The organism is Ramlibacter sp. 2FC (genome assembly GCF_005503345.1).
Taxonomy (GTDB): domain Bacteria; phylum Pseudomonadota; class Gammaproteobacteria; order Burkholderiales; family Burkholderiaceae_C; genus SCMQ01.
In genome coordinates this window covers 20188-43956 of record NZ_SCMM01000031.1, presented here as the reverse complement: position 1 = coordinate 43956, position 23769 = coordinate 20188, and the positions used below count along the sequence as shown (strand labels likewise).

The window sequence follows — 23769 nt, the reverse complement described above, 5'->3', positions numbered from 1 at the left end:
CGGTGCGACGGCATGGAAAGGGGGCGCGACAAGGATGGGCAAAAGGAATGAGAATTGTAAGCATCTACAATCCACACCATGTTCCTGGAGGTCTCCCAGCTCGATGTCAGTTACGCCGGCCACGCCCAGGCGGCGGTGCAGGGCGTGTCCTTCGGCCTGCATGCCGGCGAGATCGGCGTGCTGATCGGCCCCTCGGGCTGCGGCAAGACCACATTGCTGCGCGCCGTGGCCGGCCTCGAGCCCGTGAGCGGCGGCGAGATCCGCCTGGGCGGCGAGCTCGTGAGCAGCAGCGCCCACCAAGTGGCGCCCGAGGCGCGGCGCATCGGCATGGTGTTCCAGGACTACGCCCTGTTTCCGCACCTGGACGTGGGCCAGAACGTGGGCTTCGGCATCCACACGCTGCCGCGCGCCGAGCGTGCCGCGCGCGTGGCCGAGGTGCTGGCCCTGGTCGGCCTTGCGGGCGCCGAGCGGCGCTTTCCGCACGAGCTCTCGGGCGGCCAGCAGCAGCGCGTGGCCCTGGCGCGGGCTCTAGCACCGCGCCCGCGCCTGCTGCTGCTCGACGAGCCCTTCTCCAACCTCGACGTGGACCTGCGCGAGCGCCTGGCGCACGAGGTGCGCGCCATCCTCAAGGCGGCGCAGGCCACGGCCCTGTTCGTCACGCACGACCAGCTCGAGGCCTTCGCCATCGGCGACGTGATCGGCGTGATGTGCGAGGGCCAACTGCACCAGTGGGACGACGCCTACACGCTCTACCACCGCCCGGCCACGCGCTTCGTCGCCGATTTCATCGGCCACGGGGTGTTCACGCCGGCCACGCTGCGCTCGGTCGGCAACCAGGTGGTGGTGCAGACGCCGCTGGGCGAGCTGACCGACATGGCGGAATGCCCCCTGCCCGGCGCGTTCGTGGACGGCAAGTGCGACGTGCTGCTGCGCGCCGACGACATCGTGCACGACGACGACGCGCCGGTGAAGGCCGAGATCCTGCGCAAGGCCTTCCGCGGCTCCGAGTTCCTCTACACCCTGCGCCTGAAAACCGGCGAGACCGTGCTGGCCCATGTGCCCAGCCACCACGACCACAAGATCGGCGAGTGGATAGGCATCAGGCCGCAGGTCGACCACGTGGTCACCTTCGACCGCGCCTGCCCGCTGGACGAGCGCCGGATGTGCCAGATGCCCTGCGAACGCGTGGTGGACGAGCGCTGCCCTGCCCTTCCCCCCGTTTAGACCTTGCGCTGCGCAGGCTCGCGCAGCTCAGCGATGCGATGGCGCAAGGCGTTGGCCCAGGCACGCCGGTCGCGCCCATCGGCCCGCTGCGGCTCGCCGAAGCTCACCACGGCCTGGATGCCGTGCGTGGTCAGGGTGCGCCAGATCGAACCGACCAGGGTGTCGTCGCCGATGTAGCAGGGCGCCAGGCTGAGCTGGCCCGTGGCGCGGTCGACGAACTGCAGCGCCACCGGCTGCGCCGGCACCTCGGCCGCGATCGCGGCCTGGATCAGGTTGGCATGGAACGGCAGCAGCGTGAGGCCGTCGCTGGTCGTACCTTCTGGAAACACCGCCAGCACGTCACCCTCGCGCAAGGCCTCGGCCATGTGTTGCACCACGCGCATGGCATCGCGGCGCGAGCTGCGCTCCAGGTAGAGCGTGCCGGCGGCCCCGGCCAGGGTGCCGACCAGGGGCCAGTGCTTGACGTCGGACTTGGAGACGAAGCGGCAGTGGCGCGCGGCATGCATGACCACGATGTCCAGCCAGGAGATGTGGTTGGCCACCAGCAGCACGGGCCCGCCATGCGGCGGCTGGCCGCGCACCACCAGCTCGATGCCCCACAGGGCCAGCAGGCGCTGCGCCCAGGCCTGCACGCGCGCCTCGCGGTGCGTGGGCGCCAGCTGCGGGAAATGCGCGTAGATGGTCCACAGGCCGACCGCGATGTGCAGCAGGCCGCGCCACAGTTTGGCCAGGGCTCCGAACAGCTTCATGCGCAGCGCATGGGGCTCAGGCCTCGTAGGCCACGTGGCCACCCACCAGGGTGCAGCGCACGCGGCCGGGCAGCTCGTAGCCCGAGAACGGCGTGTGCTTGCCCTGGCTGCGCAGCGCCTCGGGCAGCACCTGCCAGTGCGCCTCGGGGTCGAACACGCAGACATCGGCCACGCCGCCCTCGACCAGCTGGCCGGCACTCGCCTGCAGCGTGCCCAGGGCCTGGCCCAGCACGCGCGCCGGCGCCTGGGTCAGTACCTCGATGGCGCGCGTCAGGCCGGCGCCGCTGTCTTGGCCCCACTTGAGCGCCAGGCTCAAGAGCAGCTCCAGGCCGGTCGCGCCGGGCTCGCTTTCGGCGAAGGGCAGGGTCTTGGCATCCTCGTCGACCGGGGTGTGGTCCGACACCAGGGCGTCTATGGTGCCGTCGGCCAGCGCCGCGCGCAGCGCGTCGCGGTCCTTCTGCTGGCGCAGCGGTGGGTTCAGGCGCGCGCGGCTGTCGAAGTAACCGATGTCGGTGTCGGTCAGGTGCAGCGAGTTGATGCTCACATCGCAGCTGACGGCCAGGCCCTCTTCCTTGGCACGGCGCACCAGGGCCACGCCGGCCGCGCTGCTGAGGCGGCACAGGTGCACGCGCGCGCCGGTGGCGCGCATCAGCTCGAAGATGCTGTGCAGGGCGATGGTCTCGGCCGCCACCGGCACGCCGGACAGGCCCATGCGCGTGGCCAGCGGCCCGCTGGCCGCCACGCCCTTGCCCAGGTACAGCTCCTGCGGTCGCAGCCAGACCGGGTAGCCCAAGGTGCTGGCGTACTGGAGGGCGCGCTGCAGCACCTGGGTGTTGGCCAGCGCCACCTCGGCCTGGCTGAAGCCCACGCAGCCGGCCTCGGTCAGCTGGACCATCTCGGTCAGCACCTCGCCCTGCAGGTTGCGCGTGAGCGCCCCGAGCGGAAACACGCGCGAGCGGTGCAGCTTCTCGGCGCGAAACTTGAGCATTTCCACCAGGCCCGGCTCGTCGAGCACCGGCTCGGTGTCGGGCGGGCAGACCACGCTGGTCACGCCGCCGGCCACGGCGGCCGCCATCTCGCTGTCCAGCATGCCCTCGTGCTCGTGGCCGGGCTCGCGCAGGCGCACGGCCAGGTCCACCAGGCCCGGCGCGACGATGCAGCCGCTGGCGTCGATCACGCGGTTGGGCACGAAGTCGGCGGCCACGCGCTTGACGGCGATGATGCGGCCGGCCGCGATGGCCAGGTCGCAGACTTCGTCGAGCTTGGAGGCGGGGTCGATGACGCGGCCGCCCTTGATCAGGATCTTCATTGTTCTTGTCTTCCTCAGGCTTCGTTGCCGGCCACGATGCTCATCACCGCCATGCGCACGGCAATGCCGAAGGTCACCTGCGGCAGGATCACGCTCTGGCGGCCGTCGACCACGGCCGAGTCGATCTCCACGCCGCGGTTGATCGGGCCCGGGTGCATGACGATGGCGTCGGGCTTGGCCAACTGCAGCTTCTCGGGCGTGAGGCCGTAGCTCTTGAAGAATTCCTGGCTCGAGGGCAGCAGGGCGCCGCTCATGCGCTCGTTCTGCAGGCGCAGCATGATCACCACGTCGCAGCCCTTGATGCCCTCCTCCAGCTTGTGGCAGACGCGCACGCCCATCTGCGCCATGTCGCCAGGCACCAGGGTCTTGGGGCCGACCACGCGCACCTCGGCGCAGCCCAGGGTGGTCAGGGCGTGGATGTCCGAGCGCGCCACGCGCGAGTGCAGCACGTCGCCGACGATGGCCACCGTGAGGTTGGAGAAGTCCTTCTTGTAGTGCCGGATGGTGTACATGTCCAGCAGGCCCTGGGTCGGGTGGGCGTGGCGGCCGTCGCCGGCGTTGACCACGTGCACATGCGGGGCCACATGCTGGGCGATCAGGTAGGGCGCGCCCGACTCGCTGTGGCGCACCACGAAGAGGTCGGCTGCCATGGCGCTGAGGTTGGCGATGGTGTCGAGCAGCGACTCGCCCTTGGACGCCGAGGAGCGCGCGATGTCCAGGTTGATCACGTCGGCCGACAGGCGCGTGGCAGCGATCTCGAAGGTGGTGCGCGTGCGCGTGCTGTTCTCGAAGAACAGGTTGAACACGCTCTTGCCGCGCAAGAGTGGCACCTTCTTGACCTCGCGGTCGCTGACGCTGACGAAGTTGGCCGCCGTGTCCAGGATGTGGGTGAGGATCTCGCGCGACAAGCCCTCGGTGGACAGCAGGTGAATCAGCTCGCCGTGCTTGTTGAGTTGGGGATTGCGTTTGTAAAGCATGGGGTCAGGCCTCTCGACGGGCCGCCCCTAGGGAGGCCTGGGCCCCCTCGGGGGGCAGAGCAGCGGCGCAGCCGCAAACGTGGGGGCTCATTTACTGCCCTTCCACGTGGAAGCTGAACCGGCCGGCCGCGTCGCGCGCGAGCTCCAGCGACTGCGCGGCCGGCAGCGCCACGCGCGCGGCGGCGAAGTCGGGCTGCACCGGCAGCTCGCGCCCGCCGCGGTCCACCAGAACGGCCAGCCGCACGCTGGCCGGACGGCCGTAGTCGAACAGCTCGTTGATCACGGCGCGTATGGTGCGGCCGGTGTAGAGCACGTCGTCGAGCAGCACGATCTCGGCGCCGTTGACTTCGAACGGCAGCTGGGTCTGGCCGCCGGCGGCCAGGCCGCGCTGGGCGAAGTCGTCGCGGTGCATGGCCGAGGAGATCACGCCGGGCGCGCCGGCCAGGCCCAGGTCCTGCTGCAGCCGCTCGGCCAGCCAGGCCCCGCCCGAGGTGATGCCGACCAGCCGGGTCTGCGGGCCGCAGAGGCTGCGCACGCCGCGCAGCAGTTCGCGGTACAGGGCCTCGGCATCGAGCAACAAGGCCCCCACGCTCGGCACTGCGTGTCCTTCGCTGCCCCCCGAGGGGGCCTTCGCGCCTTGGGACGGCCCGGCGGCGCTCATCGGATTCGTCATGGGAGGCTCCTCAGAAACTGTTCAAGAATGATGCAGGCCGCCGCCGCGTCGGCGTCGCGCGCGCCGCCCTGCAGCGCCTCGGTGGTGCTGTAGCGCTCGTCCACGGGGTACACCGTCAGGCCGAAGCGGCCGTGCAGCTGGCGCGCGAAGCGCTGTGCCAGGCGGGTATTCTCGTGCGGCGCGCCGTCGGGATGGAAGGGCACGCCGACCACCAGCGCGTCGGGCTGCCATTCGCGGATGCGCGCGGCGATCTGCACGAAGCGCGCGTCGCCCTCGGCCCTGATCGTGCCCTGCGGCGTGGCGCTGCGCATCAGCCGGTTGCCCACCGCCACGCCGGTGCGCTTGAGGCCGAAGTCGAACGCGAGAAAGGTCTGGAACTGGGGCGGTACTTCGGGCGCAGCAACCGGCTGGTTCATGCGTGCCCCGCGCCCGGCGACAGCATCCAGGACTGCAATCCGAGCAGGCCCAGCGCGCGCTCGTAGCGCTGCTCGACCGGCGTGTCGAAGATGACCGCCGGGTCGGCGCCCACGGTCAGCCAGCTGTTCTCCGCGAGCTCGGACTCGAGCTGGCCCTCGCCCCAGGCCGAGTAGCCGAGCGAGACCAGCACGCGGCGCGGGCCGGCGCCGGTGGACAGGGCCTCCAGCACGTCCTTGGAGGTGGTCATCTCCAGCCCGCCCGGAATGGCCATGGTGGAGGCGTACACGGATTCGTCGGCCGGCGCGCCGCTGGCCGTCATGGGCTCGTGCAGCACGAAGCCGCGCTCGGTCTGCACCGGCCCGCCCTGGAACACCGGCGCGTCGATCAGGTCGCTGCGGCGCAACGGCAGGTCGACCTTGTCGAACAGGTTCTTGAGGCTGATGTCGCTGGGCTTGTTGATGATCAGCCCGAGCGCGCCGCGCTCGCTGTGCTCGCACAGGTAGACCACGCTGCGGGCAAACGCCTCGTCCTCCAGCCCCGGCATCGCGATCAGGAAATGATGCGTGAGGTTGGTGAGTGGAGAATCGGGGGCAGAAGGCATTTTTTGATTTTAACGGCGAACATGGACAAGCCCTTCTCCACCGGACTGATGTGGTTCCGGCGCGACCTGCGCGCCCACGACAACGCCGCGCTCTACCACGCGCTCAAGGCCTGCCGCCAGGTTCATTGCGTGTTCGTGCTGGACCGCGAGATCCTGGACGCGCTGCCGCGCGCCGACCGCCGCGTCGAATTCATACGCGAGAGCCTGGTCGAGCTCGACCAGGCGCTGCGCCGCCTGTCGGGCCAGGCCGGCGCCGGCCTGATCGTTCGCCATGCCCTGGCGCGCGAGGCCGTCCCGGCCCTGGCCCGCCAGCTGGGCGCACAGGCGGTGTTCGCCAACCATGACGACGAGCCCCAGGCCCTGGCACGCGACGCCCAGGTGCGCGGCGCCCTGGCCGAGGCCGGCATCGCCCTGCACACCGGCAAGGACCATGTGGTGTTCGAGCGCCAGGAGCTGCTGACCCAGGGCGGCCGGCCCTATGCGGTGTTCACGCCCTACAAGAACGCCTGGCTCAGAAAGCTCGACGCCTTCTACCTGCGCGCCTACCCGGTCGAGCGCCATGCCGAGGCCCTGGCCGCGCGGCCCGAGGCCCTGCGCCAGCCCGTGCCCACGCTGGCCGAATTCGGCTTCCAGACGAGCAACCTGGCCGCGCTGCGCCTGCCGGCCGGCACCCAGGGCGGCCGGGCCCTGCTGGCCGACTTCCTCACGCGCATCGCCCGCTACCAGGCCACGCGCGACTTCCCGGCCCTCAAGGGGCCCAGCTACCTCAGCACGCACCTGCGCTTCGGCACCCTGTCGATACGCGAGCTGGCGGCCCAGGCGCACGGGCGCATGGCCGAGGGCTGCGCCGGGGCCGGCACCTGGCTCAGCGAGCTGATCTGGCGCGACTTCTACGCCCAGATCCTGGCCAACTTCCCCCATGTGGTCACGGCCAGCTTCAAGCCCGAGTACGACGCGATCCACTGGGAGCAAGGCGCGCACGCGCAGCAGCTGTTCCAGGCCTGGTGCGAGGGCCGCACCGGCTATCCGCTGGTCGACGCGGCCATGGCGCAGATCAACCAGAGCGGCTACATGCACAACCGGCTGCGCATGGTGGTGGCGAGCTTCCTGGTCAAGGACCTGGGGCTAGACTGGCGCTGGGGCGAGCGCTATTTCGCCCAGCATCTCAACGACTACGAGCTCGCGTCCAACAACGGCGGCTGGCAGTGGGCCAGCTCCAGCGGCTGCGACGCCCAGCCCTGGTTCCGCATCTTCAACCCGGTCACGCAGAGCCAGAAGTTCGACGCCCAGGGCCGCTTCATCCGGCGCTACCTGCCGCAGCTGGCCAAGCTGCCAGACGCTGCCCTGCACGCGCCCTGGACCGCGCGGCCGGTGGACCTGGCCGCCGCCGGGCTGGTGCTGGGCCGCGACTATCCACAGCCGCTGGTGCAGCACGAGGCGGCGCGCGAGCGCACGCTGGCGCGCTACGCCGTGGTCAGGCGATCGGTCTCCAGCGGGGCGTAGCGGCGCACCAGGCCCAGCAGCTCCTCCTCGGAATAGGGCTTGCCGAGGTAGTGGTCGACGCCGAGCTCGCGGGCGTGCTCGCGGTGCTTGGCCGCGATGCGCGAAGTGATCATGATCACCGGCAGCTCGGCCAGGCGCGGATCGTGGCGGATGTTGCGCACCAGGTCGAAGCCATCCATGCGCGGCATCTCGATATCGGACAGCACCACGGCCGGGCGCTCCTCCTGCAGCCGCTCCAGCGCCTGCAGCCCGTCCACCGCCAGCGCCACGCGCCAGCCCTCGCGCTGCAGCATGCGCTGCATCACGCGGCGCACCGTGATCGAGTCGTCGACCACCAGCACCAGCGGCGCCTGCGCGCGCGCCTCGGCCGCCACGGCGGGCGCTGCGCCGAGCTGCTCCAGCACCTCGGGCTGGGCCTGGTCGGCGCTGAGCGCTCGCACCTGCTCGCCGTACACCGAGGCCAGGGCCACCGGGTTGTAGATCAGCGCCACGGTGCCCGAGGGCAGCACCGTCATGCCGGCCAGGCCCGGCAGGCGTGACAGCTGCGGGCCGAGGTTCTTGACCACCACTTCCTGGTTGCCTATCACCTGGTCCACGTGCATGGCCAGGCGCTGCGCCGCGCTGCGCAGGACCACCACCGGCGGCGACTTGGTCTGCGCCTCGTGGCTGCGCACCGAGGACTGCAGCAGCGCACCGGCCCAGAAGAAGGGCAGCGACTCGCCGTCGTGCGCCAGCTGGCCGCTGTTGTAGGCCTGCTGCAGCTCGCGCAGCGAGCTGCGGCGCACCAGTTCGACCACGTTGGCCGGCAGGCCCACGGTCAGCTCGCCGGCGCGCACCAGCAGCACCTGGGTCACGGCCGTGGTCAGCGGCAGCACCAGCCTGAAGGCCGTGCCCTGGCCGGGCTGGGAATGCGTCTCGATGCGCCCGCCCAGACCCTGCACCTCGGCGCGCACCACGTCCATGCCTATGCCGCGCCCCGCCAGCTCGCTCAGCGCATCGGCGGTCGAGAAGCCGGGCCGGTAGATCAGCTCGGTGGTCTCGGCCTCGCCCAGTTCCTGGTCGGCGGTGATCAGGCCCAGCAGCTGGGCCTTGGCACGGATGCGGCCGAGGTCCAGGCCGGCGCCATCGTCGCGGAACACCACCGCCACGTCGTTGCCCTCCTGGTGCAGCGCTATCGTCACGGTGCCGGCCGGCGCCTTGCCGGCCGCCTGGCGCGCTTCGGGCGACTCGATGCCGTGCGCCACGCAGTTGCGCAGCAGGTGCTCGAAGGCCGGCGTCATGCGCTCCAGCACGCCGCGGTCCATCTCGATCGCCCCGCCCGTGATGTCGAGCTTGACCTGCTTGCCGGTGTCCTTGGCGGCCTGGCGCACCACACGGTACAGGCGCTCCGAGATGCCCTCGAACTCGACCATGCGGGTGCGCAGCAGGCCGCGCTGCAGTTCGCGCGTCTGGCGCGCCTGGGCCTGCAGGTCGTCCTCGGTGGCCTGCACGGTGCGCTGCAGGGCGCGCTGCACGGTGGCCACGTCGTTGACCGACTCGGCCATCATGCGCGTGAGCTCCTGCACGCGGGTGAAGCGGTCGAACTCCAGCGGGTCGAAATTCTGCTGCTCGCCCTGCGCCTGGGCCAGGCGCGACTGCATCTGGGTCTCGGCCTGCAGCTCGACGTCGCGCAGTTGCTGGCGCAGGCGCTCGAGGTTGCCGGTCAGATCCTGCAGCGAGCCGCGCAGCTGGCCCAGCTCGGCCTCCAGCCGCGAGCGCGTGATCATGACCTCGCCGGCCTGCACCACCAGGCGGTCCAGCAGCTGGGCGCGCACGCGCACCGCCTGGCCGGCGGCGACCGAGGCCGGTACCGGCTGCAGGGCCGCCGGCAGCGCCACCGCCGAGGCAGCCAAGGCCGCCGGCGCGGCAGGCAAGGGCACGGCGGCCTGCGGCGCCGGCTCGGGGGCCGCGACCGGCGCGGGCACCGCATGGCGCAGCTGCTCGACGCTGGCCTCCATGGCGTCGAAGCGGCCCAGCAGCGGCTCGATCTGCTCGCTGGTCAGCGCCTGGCTGCCCAGGGCCTCGATCGCGGACTCCATGCGGTGGGCCTGCTCGCCCAGGCGGAAGGCGCCGGCCAGGCGGGCGCTGCCCTTGAGCGTGTGCAGGGCGCGCAGCACCTCGGCGCGCGCGCCGCTGTTGTCGGGCCGCGCCACCCACTGGCGCAGGGCGCTGCCCAGCTGCGGCATCAGCTCGCCCGCCTCTTCCTCGAAGATGGCCAGCAGCTCGGGATCGACGGCGTCGACCAGGTCGAAGTCCTCCTCGTCGACCAGGGTCACCGCCGCCGGCGATGGCTCGACCGGCGCCGCCTGGAATGCCGGCTCGACGGGCGCGGCTTCGGCCGCCGCCGGCAGCTCGCCGGTGGCCTCGAAGCGCTCCAGGGCCTCGATCAGGGCCGGGTTGGGCTCCTTGAGGAAGCCCGCGGCGAACTGGTGCAGCAGGCGCCGCAGGTCCTCCGCCACGTCGAGGAACAGCAGCGCCGGCGCCGGGCTGCCGCCGGCCTGGCCCTGCAGCCGCTCGAGCGCATGCTCGAGCCGGCGCGCCAGGCCCGACAGCGCCTCGAAACCCACGGTGGCGGAGCTGCCAGCCAGCGAATGCGCCAGTGCAACGGCCGACTCGGGCGCCGGCCGGTGCGGCTCCATGCTCCATTCGCTGAGCTCGGTCGACAGCCGGCGCGACCATTCGTCGGCCTCGTTGAGGTAGACGTTGTAGAGCGGGATGCCGATGCGCAGCGCGCCTATGCGCTTGTACTGCTCGTCCGACTCGGCTTCCGGCACCAGGGCCTCGCCGCCCGCGGCGGTGTCGGAGTCACCCAGGTCCAGCGAGAAGTCCGGCAGCGCCGAAGCCACCGGCTCGGCCGCTGCGGGCGCCTCGAACACCAGCTCGACGCCCTCCAGATCGGGCGGCAGTTCGGCCGCTGCCGGCTCGGGCATGGGCAGCGCCTCGGGCACGGGCGGCTGGGTCGCCTGAACAAAGGCCTCGAAGTCGATGTCCGAGACTTCCAGCGAAGCGGCCGGCGCCGTCTCCACCGCCTCGGGCTGCGGGGCCGGCTCGGCCGGGGGCGCTGCCGGCTCGGGCAGGCCGAGCTCCAGAGGCGGGAGCTCGAACGCGCTCGGTTCGGGCACCGCCGGGGCGGCCTCCTGCGGCGCGGGCGACGGGGGCCACACCAGGGTCTCGGCCAGCAGCGGCTCGATGGGCTGGGGCGCCAGCGCGAAGTCCAGCGTCTCCTCGTCCGGTTCGGGCAGCTGCGTGTCCGCCCAGCCCAGGGCCTCCTCCTCGTCTTCTTCGACCAGGGGCTGGGCCGCGGCCGGCGCCGTCGGCACCGGCGCGCCGGCCGGCAGGTCCAGCGGCACGCGCTTGCGCTCCAGGCGGAACAAGTCGGCGGCGCGGCTGAACATGGCGGGCTGCCAGGCCGCGTCGCGCCCGTCGGCAATGTCCTCGACCCAGCGGCCGAAGCCCTGCAGCGCCTCCTCGCACAGGCCGCCGAGCTCGGGGCTGACCGGCTTCTGCTCGGCCAGCCAGGCGTTGAGCAGCTGCTCGAGCGACCAGGCGGCTTCGCCGAAGGCGGCCAGGCCGACCATGCGCGAGCTGCCCTTGAGGGTGTGGAAGGCGCGCCTGAGCGTGGTCTGCTGCTCCAGGTCGCCCGGCGCCTGGGCCAGCGCCTGCACCGCGTCCAGCCCGGCGCTGACCACCTCGCGCGCCTCGTCCAGGAAGATCTCGCGCAGCTCGTCGTCGGCCGCGGGCGGCTCGAAGCGCGCCGGCGCCGGTTCGGGCGCAACCGGCGCGGCCTGGGGGACGGGTGCCAGCTCGGCCACCGTCGGTGCGGCGGCCGGGGATGGCTGCGCCTGGCGCCCCATCAGCGGGCGCAGCTCGCCGCGCTGGGCGTCGTAAACGAACAGCTTCTTGGCCAGCGCGGGCTGGTAGCCCAGCATATCGATCAGGAAGCCCAGCGCGCCCAGGCTGTTGCCCAGGCGTTCGTAGAGTGCCGCCGGCGGCTCGCCGGCCGCCGGCTCGACCCCCATCAGCAGCTGCTCGACGCTGTCGCGCATGCGCAGCACGGCCTGTGAGGCCTGCTCCAGCCCCAGCACGGACAGCACGCCGCGCATCTGCGACAGCAGGCCCGGCACCGCGTGCAGCGGCTGGGCCTCGGCCGGCTGGCGGAAGTACTGGTCGAGCAGTTTCTCCGCCTCGCCCAGCGTCAGGTGCAGTTCGCCCACCACCGTGCCCATGGTCTGGCGGTCGCTGACCTGGCGGTACAGCGCCTCCATCCAGGGCTCGAGCGGCGGCGCGCCGCCGCCTTCGCAGACGCGGTCCAGCCGCGCCGCGAGCCGATTGCAACGCTCGGCCAGCTCGGCGTCGCTCGGATCCAGGTCGGCCAGCATGGCCTCGAGGTAGAGCACCGAGGTGGCGACCTCCATGCCGAGCTCGGCCGAAGGCGGCCGGCCCGAGCGCAGCGTGGTCGCGCCGGCCTGGTTCAGGGCCCGGGCCAGCCCGGCGCCGCCCGGCACCAGGCGCTGCAGCGAATCGGCCACCAGGCCGAGCTGGTCCACCGCCTGCTGCAGGCGTGCGAGGTCGCCGCCGGCCAGTGCCGACCAGAGGTCCTTGAGCGCGTCGACGCGTTTGCGCGCCTGCACGCGCAGCGCGGGGTCGTATTGGCCGTAGCGCCGCTGCTCGTAGTCGCCGGGCAGGCAGCGGCCCAGGGCCCAGGCGCGGTCCAGGGCCGGCAGCAGGGCGGAGTCCGGCGCAGGCAGGGCCTGGGCGCAGAAGAACAGCAGGTCCTGCGCCAGCCGGTCCGAGACCACCGGATCGCCCTGGGCCAGGGTCGCATACTGCAGCAGGATGCGCGAGGCCGAGCGCTTGACATAGGCGTCGGCGCGCAGGGCGCCGCGGCTCAGGGCCTCGAAGAAGCCGGCGCAGATCTGCCAGAACACGCGCGGCTGCAGCGCCTGCTGGCCGCGCGCCAGGCCCAGGCTGATCTGGCCCAGCTCGGCCGCGGCCTGCAGGTCGCCGCTCTTCATGAGCTTCAGGATGCCCTGGTCCAGGCGCGCGCGCAGCGCCGGTGCGCTGGCCAGGGCCGGCTCGGACAGCGGCAGGGCCGGATCGGTCCAGCGCCAGGCCAGGGGCCAGAGGTCGGCCGGGTGGATGCGTTCGGCGCCGGCCAGCTCCTGCACCTCGCGGTAGGGCGGGAACAGGCCCACGGGCGCCACCGGCTTGCCGGCCAACACGCCTTCCAGGTACTCGATCAGGGCAAAGCCCGCCCGCTCGACGCGGCCGGCGGCGGCCTCGCTGCACTGGGCGGGCTGCTGGACGAAGCGCTGGGCTGCGGCCTCCATGGCGCGCAGCAGCCGGGCCGGCACGGCCTGGTCGGCCATCTCCAGGGCGCCGGCGGCCTGGTGCAGTTGCTGGCGCGCCAGACGCAGGGGGCCGGCGTCGACTTCCATCAGGTCGGCGCCGGCGGCGTCCGTGGTGTCGCGCACGAAGCGCCGCAGGGACTTGGTGGCGCCCTCGAGCGACTTGCGCAGCTCGTCCAGCACCCAGGCCAGGGGCCCGAGGTCGCTGGCGGCAGGGGATTCGGCGGTTTCGGCGAGGGCTTGGACGGACATGACCGTAGGGCTCCGCGGTGAAGGGGCGGCTAGGCGATCTTGAAGCGCGCCACCGACTGGCGCAGCTCCTCGGCCATGCGCGACAGCGCACGCACCTGCTCCGCGGTCGAGCGCGTGCCCTCCCCGGTCTGCTCGGTCACGGCGAAGATGTGCTGGATGTTGCCGGCCACCACGTTGGCCGAGTCCGCCTCCTGCAGGGCGGCCCTGGAGATCTGCTCGATCAGCTCGGCCAGACGGCGCGACACGCTGTCGATCTCGGACAGCGCCGTGCCGGCGTTGTCGGACAGCCTGGCGCCCTCGACCACGCCCTGGGTCGAGCGCTCCATGGCGGCCACGGCGTCCTGGGTGTCGGTCTGGATCGCCTTCACCAGGGCCGAGATCTGGCGCGTGGCGTCGGCCGAGCGTTCGGCCAGGCGCTGCACCTCTTCGGCCACCACGGAAAAGCCGCGCCCGGCCTCGCCGGCCGAGGCGGCCTGGATGGCCGCGTTCAGCGCCAGCACGTTGGTCTGCTCGGTGATGTCGGAGATCAGGTCGGTGATCTCGCCGATCTCCTGCGAGGACTCGCCCAGGCGCTTGATGCGCTTGGAGGTCTCCTGGATCTGGTCGCGGATCGCGTTCATGCCGCCGATCGCGTTCTGCACCGCATGCAGGCCCGACTCGGCGGCCTGCAGCGACTGGCGCGCCACGCGTGCCGACTCCTGGGCCTGGGAGGACACGCCGTTGATGCGCGAGGCCATGTCCAGCACCGACTGGCCGGTCTCGCGGATCTCGCGCAGCTGCTCGGTGGACACGGCCAGCAGCTCGGTCGAGGTGCTCTCCACCTGGGCCGTGGTCTGGGCCACGCGGGTCGCAGTGTTCTGCACGTTGCCGACCAGGGAGCGCAGCTCCTCCACCGTGTAGTTGACCGAGTCGGCGATGGCGCCGGTGATGTCCTCCGTCACCGTGGCCTGGTGCGTGAGGTCGCCCTCGGCCACGGTCTGCAGCTCGTTCATCAGGCGCAGGATGGCGGCCTGGTTGGCGTCGTTCACGCGCTTGGCCTCCTGCTCCTGGCGCTCGGCCTCCTGGCGCTGCTGTTCGGCGACGCCCTGGCGCTGGCGGCTGTCCTGCAGCTGTACATAGGCCACGCCGGCCGCGCACAGCAGCGCGAACAGGGCCGACAGCAGCAGCGCGGCCAGCCCCACCGGGCCCAGGCCGGTCTGCGAGGACAGGCGGCCCTGCAGTTCCTGCAGCTGGCGGCGTAGCGGCTCGCTGTCGGCAATGATGGCCGACTGGGCCTCGCGCGCCGAGACCAGGCCCTGCAGGTTGCCCAGGATGGCGCCGGCCTGGCTGCGCGTGTCCTCGTACAGCTTGATCAGTGCGTCCAGCCGCTCGCGCGCCTGGGGCTCGCGCGTGGGCGCCAGGCGCAGCTCGGCGCTGCCCTCCTTCAGGCCCAGGGCGATCTCCTTGAAGGTGTTCAGGTCCTTGCCGAGCAGGAACACGGCCTCGGGGCTCACGCCCTCCATGGTCAGGAACTCGTTGGCGGACTTGCCGATGCGCTGGGTCAGCATCACCAGCTGGCCGGCGGCCGAGATGTCGGCCGGGGCGGCGCCCTGCTGGAGCTTGAGCGCGGCCACGGTCTCGGCGATCTCGAGCAGGTCGGAGGACTGGCGGTTGATGGTGCGCAGCGCGGTGCCGACCTGGGTCAGGATCTTCTGCTGGGCCATCACAGCGTTGGCGTTCTTCTCGGCCCGCTCGACCAGCGGCGCGATGCGGGCCAGCTCCTCCTGGTCCGCGGCCGGCACGGGCTTGAGGCCCAGATCCGCGCTGCCGCCCTGCAGGCCGCGCACCGTGCGCGCCAGCACGTCGGCGCTCTCGCGCACCTCGGGGAAGGCCTGGGGGCTGCCGATCAGGGCCTGCGACACCGACTTGGCCAGGCGTTGGGACTGCATCAGCGACTGGCCGGTCGCGGCCACCTGCTGGGCCACCTGGTTGGAGCGGTTGAGCACCACGAGGGTCACCGCCGCCAGCACCAGCAGCGCCACGCCCAGCATCACCGCGAGGATGCGCTGGTGTTGGGCCACGGTGCGGCTGCCCAGCCAGGGCAGGTTCAGGCGCTGCTCGAACTCGGGCGCCTCGGGGGCCTCGGGGGCGGCGCCAGGGCGCTTGGCGGCCTCGCCGCCCTGCTCGGAAGACAGCAGCAGATCGGTGCGCGCCTGCGTGTCGGCGGCGCGGCCGCGTGCCGGACGCCCCGGCGAGCCCGCCGCGCGCGGCCGTTGACGGAACAGTTTCTTGAGAGGAGCGACGACGGACATGGGACAGCTCTTTCCGGAAAGTCAGGAACCGATGTTCAGGAACAACGGATCGCGGGACAGCGTCTGCAGGTTGATCTCCTGCCAGTGCAGGCCACCGGTGTCGGTGTAGCCGTGGCCGAAATAGGTCGGCGAGCCGGCCGGCGGCTCCCCGGAGGCGCTGAAGGCGCCGACGCCGCGCAGGCCGACCAGGCGGTCGACCAGCAGCGCACAGTTCAGGCCCAGCACGGGGTTGAGCGCGATCAGCCGGCACTGGGCCAGCGCGGCCTCGCCACGCGGCGACGCGGCGCCCTGGCGCACGAAGGCGCCGAGGTCGATCACCCCGCTGAGCGCGCCGCGCAGGTTGGCAACCCCCAGGAACCAGGGCTGGGTATAGGGCACGCGCTGCGGCGGCGTCCAGGCGAAGATCTCGCCGGCGTGGCTCAGGGGGAACAGCAGCGGCCCGCCGCCCACCTCGACCCCCAGCCACGACGCGGCCTGGCCCGAGACCCGTGCCTCCTGCAGACGGCTCGCCAGATGGCTCTGGAAGGCGCGTAGCGTGTCGCGGCTGGACATGGCCTGAGGCCTATCCCAGGGCTTTGATCTTGGCCATCAGCTCGGCCACGTCGACCGGCTTGGTGATGTAGTCCCGCGCGCCCTGGCGCATGGCCCAGACGCGGTCGGTCTCCTGGTTCTTGCTGGTGCACATGATGATGGGCACGTCGGCGTACTGCGGGTCGCGCGAGAGCGTGCGCGTGAGCTGAAAGCCGTTCTGCCCCGGCATCACCACGTCCATCAGGATCAGGTCCGGCTTCTCGTCGACGATGCGGCGCATCGCGTCCTCGGCGTTCTCCGCCGTCCTGACCGACAGTCCGTGCTTTTGCAGCGCGCCGGACAGGAACATCAACTCGGTCTTGGAATCATCCACGACCAACACCTTGTGGATCGGCATCAGACCCCTCCTTCCTGGGCATCATGCTTGGCACCGAACTGCCGCACGGCCTGCAGCAGCTGGTCCTTGGTAAACGGCTTGGTCAGGTAGTGCTCGGAGCCGACCATGCGGCCGCGCGCCTTGTCGAAAACACCGTCCTTGGAGGACAGCATGATCACGGGCACCGCGGCGAAGGAGGCGTTGCGCTTGATGATGGCGCAGGTCTGGTAACCGTCCAGACGCGGCATCAGGATGTCGCAGAAGATCAGATGCGGCTTGCAGTCGTTGACCTTGGCCAGGGCGTCGAAGCCGTCCTCGGCCAGGAACACCTGGTACCCCCCCTGCTTGAGGAAGATCTCGGCGCTGCGCCGGATGGTGTTGCTGTCGTCGACGACCAGCACCCTCAAATCCGATCCCGTAGCATCCACTTGCCGCCACTCCCTGTTCTACGCCAGCGGGCCAGGCCCGGCCGGCGTTCTGTTTGCTTATTCTGTTCGGGCCATCTGCTCTGGCGTCAGATTTGGACCATCTCGAAATCTTCCTTGCGCGCGCCGCACTCGGGGCAGGTCCAGTTCATCGGCACCTGGACCCAGGGCGTTCCGGGTTCGATGCCATGGTCTGGTGCGCCTTCGGCCTCATCGTAAATCCAGCCGCAGATCAGGCACATCCAGGTTTTCGTTTCAGTCACAGCAGTCACAGCTAAAAAGACCTTCGCATAGAATGCAGCGATTGTATCCAGGGTGTGTCACGCGCTGAACGGGCAAGCGCACGAGGTAGCCAAGGCGCAGGACCTGAGGCCGTCATCATGCCCCAACCGATGTCTCTGACTGGCCTATGACAAACCCCAAGCTTGCCACACAGGATGCCGACGTAGCCGGGGATGCCGACCCCGGCGAGGCCAACCCGCCCTGCGTGCTGGTGTTCAACGCGTCCGACCCTAGCGGCGCCGGCGGCCTGGCGGCCGACACCCTGGCCATCGCCTCGGTGGGCGCCCACGCCCTGCCCGTGGTCACGGGCGCCTACGTGCGCGACACCGCGGAGATCTTCGATTTCGTCGTGTTCGAGGAAGACAGCGTGTCCGAGCAGGCGCGCGCCATCCTCGAGGACGTGCCGGTGCAGGTGATCAAGGTCGGCTTCGTCGGCAGCCCGGAGAGCCTGGGCACCATCGCCGAGCTGGCCAGCGACTACGCCGACCTGCCCCTGATCGCCTACATGCCCGACCTGTCCTGGTGGACCGAGGACCAGATCGACCTGTATCTCGACGCGTTCCGCGAACTGCTGCTGCCGCAGGCCACGGTGTTGGTCGGAAACCACAGTACCCTGTGGCGCTGGCTGCTGCCGGACTGGTCCGGCGAGAAAAGCCCCGGCCCGCGCGACCTGGCCAAGGCCGCGGCCGAGATGGGCGTGCCCTACACCCTGGTGACCGGCATCCCGCTGCCCGACCAGCATGTGGACAACGTGCTGGCCACGCCGCAGACGGTGCTGGGCAGCGAGAAGTTCGAGCGCATCGAGGCCACCTTCACCGGCGCCGGCGACACCTTGTCGGCCGCCCTCGCCGCCCTGATCGCCACCGGCAACGACCTGACGGCGGCCAGCGGCGAAGCCCTGCACTACATGGACCGCTGCCTGGACGCGGGCTTTCGCCCCGGCATGGGCCACGCCTTGCCGGACCGCCTGTTCTGGGCCCTGCCCGAGGCCGACGAGGACGCCCCCGACGAGCCGCCGGTGCCCGACCTGTTTCCCCCGCCTTTCAATGAAACCAAACACTGACCTGAACGAAGCCCTGTTCGAGCGCGCACGCCGCGTGATCCCCGGCGGCGTGAACTCCCCCGTGCGCGCCTTCCGCGCCGTCGGCGGCACCCCGCGCTTCGTGCGACGCGCCCAGGGCGCCTACTTCTGGGACGCCAACGACCAGCGCTTCATCGACTACATCGGCTCCTGGGGCCCGATGATCCTGGGCCACGGCCATCCGGCCGTGCTCGAGGCGGTGCAGAAAGCGGCGGTCGACGGTTTCTCCTTCGGCGCGCCGACCGAGCGCGAGATCGAGCTGGCCGAGGCCATCCTCGCGCTGGTGCCGTCCATGGACATGGTGCGCCTGGTCAGCTCGGGCACCGAGGCCGGCATGAGCGCGATACGCCTGGCGCGCGGCGCCACCGGGCGCAACAAGATCGTCAAGTTCGAGGGCTGCTACCACGGCCACGCCGACGCCCTGCTGGTTAAGGCCGGCTCGGGCCTGGCGACCTTCGGCAACCCGACCAGCGCCGGCGTGCCGGCCGAGGTGGTGCAGCACACCCTGGTGCTCGAATACAACAACATCGCCCAGCTCGAGCAAGCCTTCGCGCTGCACGGCGCCGACATCGCGGGCCTGATGATCGAGCCGATCGCCGGCAACATGAACTTCGTGCGCGCCAGCCTGCCCTTCATGCAGCGCTGCCGCGAGCTGTGCACGCAGCACGGCGCGCTGCTGGTGTTCGACGAGGTCATGACCGGCTGCCGCGTCGCGCTGGGCAGCGCGCAAAGCGTCTACGCCCGGGACCTGCCCGGCTTCGCGCCCGACCTCACGGTGCTGGGCAAGGTGATAGGCGGCGGCATGCCGCTGGCGGCCTTCGGCGGCCGGCGCGCCGTGATGGAGCAGCTCGCGCCGCTGGGGCCCGTCTACCAGGCCGGCACCCTGTCGGGCAACCCGGTGGCTACGGCCTGCGGCCTGGCGACGCTGCGCGAGATCGGCCGGCCCGGCTTCTTCGAGGCCTTGTCGCGCAAGACCCGTTCGCTGGTCGACGGCCTGGCCGCCGCCGCCGCGGCCGAGGGCGTGGCCTTCAGCGGCGACTGCGAGGGCGGCATGTTCGGCTTCTTCCTGCTGCCCGAGCTGCCGCAGAACTACGCCCAGGTGATGAAGACCGAGGGCGCGAGGTTCAACACCCTGTTCCACGGCCTGCTGGCACGCGGCGTCTACATCGCGCCAGCGCTCTACGAGGCCGGCTTCGTCAGCGCGGCGCACAGCGAGGAGGACATCGCAGCCACGGTGGCGGCGGCGCGCGAGGTGTTCCAGACGCTGAGGGGCTGAACGCTGCCAAGGGGCCCCTGCGGCCGTGGCAGCATGTCCGCCGTCAGCAGGGATTTCGGGACACCGGCGTCCGATCCAGGCTGGGCGCAGACGGGGGCGGGGATGAGTCTGAACGACGCATACGGGGTTCGGCGGCGCGATCGGTCGACGCGGCCTGGGCGGCGGCCGCGCTGGCCAGGCCTGGCCGCGTTCTGCCTGCTGGCCAGTCTGGCCGGCACGGGCGCGGCGCGCGAGGTGCGTGTCGGCGTCTATCAGAACCCGCCCAAGATCTTCAGCGACGAGCGCCAGCGGCCGGCCGGCATCCTGGTCGACCTGCTGCGCGAGATGGCCACGCGCGAGTCCTGGGAGCTGGTCTTCGTGCGCTGCGAATGGCAGGCCTGCCTGGAGCAGCTGAGCCAGGGCCGCATCGACCTGATGCCGGACCTGGCCTACACCGAGGAGCGCAGCCGGCGCTACGACTTCCACCGCACCCCCGCGCTGCACAGCTGGTCGCAGATCTACCACCGCGCGGGCGTGCCGATCGACTCCATCCTCGACCTGCGGGGCAAGCGCATCGCCCTGCTGGCCGGCAGCGTGCAAGAGCAGAGCCTGCGGGCCATGCTGCTGGGCTTCGACATTTCCTTCGAGGTCGTGCCCGTGGCTTCGCTGGATGCCGCGTTCCAGCTCGCCGCCTCGGGCCAGGCGGACGCGGCCGTCGCAAACTACCATTTCGGCGCCTTCCGGGCGGCGGCCCACCAGCTGGTCGAGACCGCCATCGTGTTCCAGCCCTCGCGCCTGTTCTACGTCACCGCGCCGGGGAGCAACCCGGACCTGCTGGCGCGCATCGACGCCCATCTCTCGGCCTGGCAACAGGATGCCGGCTCGCCCTACTACGCCACGCTCAAGCGCTGGGGCACGCAGGCGCCGCAGGCCCTGGTGCCGGCCGGGCTGCGCAACGCCCTGGCGGCCCTGGCCGTGCTGGGCCTGTTGCTGGCCGGCGGCGTGCTGTTGCTGCGGCGCCAGGTCCGCACCAAGACGCGCGAGCTCCAGGCGGTGAACCGCCAGCTGGAGGCCACGCTGAACGCCGTGCCCGACCTGCTGTTCGAGGTCGACCTCGAGGGGCGCTACCTCGACGTGCGCGCGACGCGCCCCGAGCATCTGGCCGCGCCCGCCGAGACCCTGCTGGGCCGCACCATGCGCGAGGTGCTGCCCGAGGAGGCGGCCAACACCTGCCTCGAGGCGCTGCGCGAGGCCAACGAGACCGGCCATTCGGCCGGCCGGCAGGTCGAGTTGCCTCTCGCGCCGGGGCCGGCCTGGTTCGAGCTCTCGGTCACGAAGAAGCCCGTCGAGGCCGGCCATGCGCCGCGCTTCATCGTGCTCTCGCGCGACGTGACCGACCGCCACCAGGCCGAGCAGCGCATTCGCCAGCTCGCCCATTTCGACCCGCTGACCGGCCTGCCCAACCGCACGCTGTACCAGGACCGCTTTCGCCAGGCGCTCAGCCGCGCACAGCGCCATGGCGAACCGCTGGCCGTGATGTTCCTCGACCTCGACGATTTCAGGAACATCAACAACAGTTTCGGCCACGAGGTCGGCGACCAGCTGCTGCGCGAAGTCGGCCACCGCCTGCAAGGACAGCTGCGCGCCGAGGATTCGGCGGTGCGCGTCGGCGGCGACGAGTTCGTCATGGTGCTGCCGAACACCGATGCCGACGGCGCCGCGCGCACCGCGAGCAAGCTGCTAGAGGCCGTCGCCCGGCCCTACGCGATCGGGCCGCACGAAATCAGCGAGTCCGCATCGATCGGCATCGCCATGTACCCGCAGGACGGCACCGACATGGACACCCTGTCCCGCCATGCCGATGCGGCGATGTACCAGGTCAAGCATGCCGGGCGCAATGGACTGCGCTTCTTCACGCTCGAGCTTCAGGCACGCTCGGCGCGCACGCTGCGGCTGGCGAACGCCTTGCGCCCGGCCCTGCAAGGCCGGCAGCTCGCGCTGCACTATCTGCCGCAGCTGTCGCTGGTCGACCAGCACGTGTGCGGAGCCGAGGCCCTGCTGCGCTGGGACCACCCCGAGCTCGGTGCGATCGGGCCGCTCGAGCTCGTCGCGGTCGCCGAAGCCAGCGGCCTGATGCTCGAGCTCGCCGAATCGGTGCTGCGCCAGGCGATCGCGCAGGCACAGCACTGGATCGGCCTGGGCCTGTGCCCGGCGCAGGTCTCGGTCAACCTGTCGGCGGCTCAGTTCGCCCACCCGGAGCTGCCCGAACTCGCGGCGCGCCTGCTCGCCAAGTCCGGTCTGCCGGCGGCCTGCCTGACGCTCGAGATCACCGAGTCGGCCCTGCTGGCCGACGCGCAGGCGGCGATCAAACGCATGGAGCGGCTGGCCGAGCACGGCATCCGCGTCGCGATCGACGACTTCGGCACCGGTTATTCGTCGGTGGGCGAGCTCAAGCGGCTGCGGCTGGACAGTCTGAAGATCGCCCCGTCCTTCGTGCGTGGCGTCGGCGACAACCCGGACGCAAGGGCCGTCGTCTGCGCCATCGTCAACCTGGCGCGCGGCCTGGGCCTGCGCACCGTGGCCGAGGGCGTGGAAAGCGCCGAGCAGCTCGACTTCCTGCGCCGCCAGGGCTGCGACGAGGCCCAGGGCTACCACATCAGTCCGCCGCTGCCGCCCCAGGCCTTCGAGGCCTATCTGCGGCGCATGGCCGGCAGCCCGAACCCGGCCTGAGGCGCGCGCGGGCGCTCAGTGGCGGAAATGCCGCACGCCGCTGAACACCATGGCCACGCCGCGCTCGTCGGCCGCGTCGATGACCTCCTGGTCGCGCATCGAGCCGCCGGGCTGGATCACGCAGCTCGCGCCAGCGTCGACCACCACGTCCAGGCCGTCGCGGAACGGGAAGAAGGCGTCGCTCGCCACCGCCGTGCCCGCCAGCGACAGCCTGGCGTGCTCGGCCTTGATGCTGGCGATGCGCGCCGAGTCGAGGCGGCTCATCTGGCCGGCGCCCACGCCCATGGTCATGCCGTTCTTGCAGAACACGATGGCGTTGCTCTTGACGTACTTGGCCACCTTCCAGGCGAACAGCAGGTCCTGCAGCTGCTCGGGCGTGGGCTGCTTGCGGGTCACGACCTTGAGCTCGGCCATGGTCAGCTCGCGGTTGTCGGCCGTCTGCAGCAGCAGGCCCGAGCCGACGCGCTTGGCGTCCATGGCGTTGCGGCCGTTCTCCCAGTCGGTCCTGCCGCCCACGCCGGATGCCCCTGCGCCAGCGCCGGATGCCCCTGCGGTAGCGGGCAGCGCGATCTTGAGCAGGCGCACGTTGACCTTGCCCTTGAACACCTCGAGCGCCTCGGCCGTGAAGTCGGGCGCCATCAGCACCTCGACGAACTGCTTGCTGACCTGCTGCGCGGCCGCGCCGTCGAGCGGGCGGTTGAAGGCGATGATGCCGCCGAAGGCCGAGGTCGGGTCGGTCTGGAAGGCCTTGCCGTAGGCCTCGAGCGGGTCCTTGCCCACCGCCACGCCGCAGGGGTTGGCGTGCTTGACGATGACGCAGGCCGCGGCCTGGGAAGGGTCGCCATTCGCTCCCGTGTCGAAGCTCTTGACGCATTCCCAGGCCGCGTCGGCGTCGGCGATGTTGTTGTAGGACAGCTCCTTGCCCTGCAACTGCTGCGCCGTCACCAGCGAACCGGGCGCCGGATAGAGGTCGCGGTAGAAGGCGGCCTGCTGGTGCGGGTTCTCGCCGTAGCGCAGGTCCTGCAGCTTGACGAAACGGCCGTTGCTCTGCGCCGGGAACAGCGAGCGCAGCGGCGCCGGCTGGCCCTGGCTGGCCTCGAAGTCGATCGCCGACAGGTAGTCGCTGATCGCGCCGTCGTACTGGCTGATGCGGTTGAAGGCGGCCACCGAGAGCGCGAAGCGCAGCTTGTCGGACAGCTTGCAAGAACCGGTCGCATGCGTTGCCTTGAGCTCGGCCAGCACGGCCGGGTACTGCGAGGCGTCGGTCAGCACGCCCACGTCCTTCCAGTTCTTGGCCGCGCTGCGCACCATGGCCGGGCCGCCGATGTCGATGTTCTCGATCGCGTCCTCCAGCGTGCAGCCGGGCTTGGCCACCGTGGCCTCGAAGGGGTAGAGGTTGACCACCAGCAGGTCGATGGTGTCAATGCCGTGCGCCTTCAGCGCCGCCATGTGCTCGGGCAGCTCGCGGCGCGCCAGCAGGCCGCCGTGCACCTTGGGATGCAGGGTCTTGACGCGGCCGTCCAGCATCTCGGGGAAGGCCGTGACTTCGGCCACCTCGGTCACGGGCAGGCCCTGTTCGGCCAGCAGTTTGGCGGTGCCGCCGGTGGAGATCAGCTTGATGCCCAGGGCGTGCAGCGCCTGCGCGAATTCAACGATGCCGGTTTTGTCGGAGACGGAGATCAGTGCGTTCATGAAAAGAGGTGACC

The 23769-nt window shown here is 71.3% G+C and carries 18 protein-coding genes; 5 read left to right on the top strand and 13 right to left on the bottom strand.

Annotation, left to right across the window (positions count from 1 at the left end; all coding sequences use genetic code 11):
• The first annotated feature begins 78 nt into the window (after nucleotides 1-78).
• Nucleotides 79-1224 (top strand): ABC transporter ATP-binding protein, encoded by a 1146-nt coding sequence (locus FFS10_RS14300; RefSeq protein ID WP_137895143.1) that lies wholly within the window; start codon nucleotides 79-81, stop codon nucleotides 1222-1224.
• Here FFS10_RS14300 and FFS10_RS14295 read toward each other — a convergent pair.
• From FFS10_RS14295 to FFS10_RS14270, 6 genes are all read right to left on the bottom strand, one after another.
• Entirely contained in the window at nucleotides 1221-1973 is a 753-nt protein-coding gene (locus FFS10_RS14295; RefSeq protein WP_137895142.1) for a lysophospholipid acyltransferase family protein, read from the bottom strand. The genes FFS10_RS14300 and FFS10_RS14295 overlap by 4 nt on opposite strands.
• A 16-nt stretch (nucleotides 1974-1989) precedes the next feature.
• The gene (locus FFS10_RS14290) at nucleotides 1990-3282 is read right to left on the bottom strand and encodes a dihydroorotase (RefSeq protein ID WP_137895141.1); all 1293 of its coding nucleotides are present in this window, start codon (nucleotides 3280-3282) and stop codon (nucleotides 1990-1992) included.
• 14 nt (nucleotides 3283-3296) lie between these two features.
• Entirely contained in the window at nucleotides 3297-4259 is a 963-nt protein-coding gene (locus tag FFS10_RS14285) for an aspartate carbamoyltransferase catalytic subunit (protein ID WP_137895140.1), read from the bottom strand.
• 91 nt (nucleotides 4260-4350) lie between these two features.
• On the bottom strand, nucleotides 4351-4848 hold the full coding sequence (gene pyrR, locus FFS10_RS14280; RefSeq protein WP_249931307.1) for a bifunctional pyr operon transcriptional regulator/uracil phosphoribosyltransferase PyrR: 498 nt from the start codon (nucleotides 4846-4848) through the stop codon (nucleotides 4351-4353).
• Nucleotides 4849-4928: 80 nt separating this feature from the next.
• The gene (gene ruvX, locus FFS10_RS14275) at nucleotides 4929-5348 is read right to left on the bottom strand and encodes a Holliday junction resolvase RuvX (RefSeq protein ID WP_137895139.1); all 420 of its coding nucleotides are present in this window, start codon (nucleotides 5346-5348) and stop codon (nucleotides 4929-4931) included.
• Nucleotides 5345-5950 carry a YqgE/AlgH family protein gene (locus FFS10_RS14270; RefSeq protein WP_137895138.1) on the bottom strand — a complete coding sequence of 202 codons (606 nt, stop codon included), beginning with the start codon at nucleotides 5948-5950 and terminating at the stop codon, nucleotides 5345-5347. Before FFS10_RS14270 ends, ruvX begins: the two co-directional genes overlap by 4 nt.
• A 21-nt stretch (nucleotides 5951-5971) precedes the next feature.
• Between FFS10_RS14270 and FFS10_RS14265 the strand changes: the two genes are divergently transcribed.
• The gene (locus tag FFS10_RS14265) at nucleotides 5972-7453 is read left to right on the top strand and encodes a cryptochrome/photolyase family protein (RefSeq protein WP_137895137.1); all 1482 of its coding nucleotides are present in this window, start codon (nucleotides 5972-5974) and stop codon (nucleotides 7451-7453) included.
• Here FFS10_RS14265 and FFS10_RS14260 read toward each other — a convergent pair.
• The 6 genes from FFS10_RS14260 to FFS10_RS14235 all read right to left on the bottom strand — a co-directional run bounded on the left by FFS10_RS14260 (nucleotide 7414) and on the right by FFS10_RS14235 (nucleotide 16978).
• Nucleotides 7414-13092 (bottom strand): hybrid sensor histidine kinase/response regulator, encoded by a 5679-nt coding sequence (locus FFS10_RS14260; RefSeq protein ID WP_137895136.1) that lies wholly within the window; start codon nucleotides 13090-13092, stop codon nucleotides 7414-7416. The two genes, FFS10_RS14265 and FFS10_RS14260, sit on opposite strands and share 40 nt — an antisense overlap.
• A 29-nt stretch (nucleotides 13093-13121) precedes the next feature.
• Complete coding sequence (locus FFS10_RS14255) at nucleotides 13122-15383, bottom strand: methyl-accepting chemotaxis protein (RefSeq protein WP_137895135.1); 2262 nt, start codon at nucleotides 15381-15383, stop codon at nucleotides 13122-13124.
• Between the two features lie 21 nt (nucleotides 15384-15404).
• Nucleotides 15405-15935, bottom strand: a complete 531-nt coding sequence (locus tag FFS10_RS14250) for a chemotaxis protein CheW (protein WP_137895134.1) — start codon at nucleotides 15933-15935, stop codon at nucleotides 15405-15407.
• Between the two features lie 10 nt (nucleotides 15936-15945).
• Nucleotides 15946-16311: a response regulator gene (locus FFS10_RS14245; RefSeq protein ID WP_137895133.1), complete on the bottom strand. Its 366-nt coding sequence runs from the start codon at nucleotides 16309-16311 to the stop codon at nucleotides 15946-15948.
• On the bottom strand, nucleotides 16311-16718 hold the full coding sequence (locus FFS10_RS14240; protein WP_137895132.1) for a response regulator: 408 nt from the start codon (nucleotides 16716-16718) through the stop codon (nucleotides 16311-16313). The genes FFS10_RS14245 and FFS10_RS14240 overlap by 1 nt, the downstream gene beginning before the upstream one ends.
• A gap of 86 nt (nucleotides 16719-16804) precedes the next feature.
• Entirely contained in the window at nucleotides 16805-16978 is a 174-nt protein-coding gene (locus tag FFS10_RS14235) for a rubredoxin (RefSeq protein ID WP_137895131.1), read from the bottom strand.
• 146 nt (nucleotides 16979-17124) lie between these two features.
• Between FFS10_RS14235 and thiD the strand changes: the two genes are divergently transcribed.
• The 3 genes from thiD (at nucleotide 17125) to FFS10_RS14220 (ending at nucleotide 22063) form a co-directional block, all read left to right on the top strand.
• Entirely contained in the window at nucleotides 17125-18060 is a 936-nt protein-coding gene (thiD, locus tag FFS10_RS14230) for a bifunctional hydroxymethylpyrimidine kinase/phosphomethylpyrimidine kinase (protein ID WP_137895130.1), read from the top strand.
• A complete protein-coding gene (gene hemL / locus FFS10_RS14225) occupies nucleotides 18044-19354 on the top strand; it encodes a glutamate-1-semialdehyde 2,1-aminomutase (protein WP_137895129.1) in 1311 nt (436 codons plus the stop codon). The genes thiD and hemL overlap by 17 nt, the downstream gene beginning before the upstream one ends.
• 102 nt (nucleotides 19355-19456) lie before the next feature.
• Nucleotides 19457-22063, top strand: coding sequence for an EAL domain-containing protein (locus FFS10_RS14220; protein WP_171016168.1), 2607 nt, complete (start codon nucleotides 19457-19459; stop codon nucleotides 22061-22063).
• A gap of 15 nt (nucleotides 22064-22078) precedes the next feature.
• Here FFS10_RS14220 and purH read toward each other — a convergent pair whose 3' ends face one another.
• Nucleotides 22079-23755: a bifunctional phosphoribosylaminoimidazolecarboxamide formyltransferase/IMP cyclohydrolase gene (gene purH / locus FFS10_RS14215; protein WP_137895127.1), complete on the bottom strand. Its 1677-nt coding sequence runs from the start codon at nucleotides 23753-23755 to the stop codon at nucleotides 22079-22081.
• Between the last annotated feature and the right edge of the window lie 14 nt (nucleotides 23756-23769).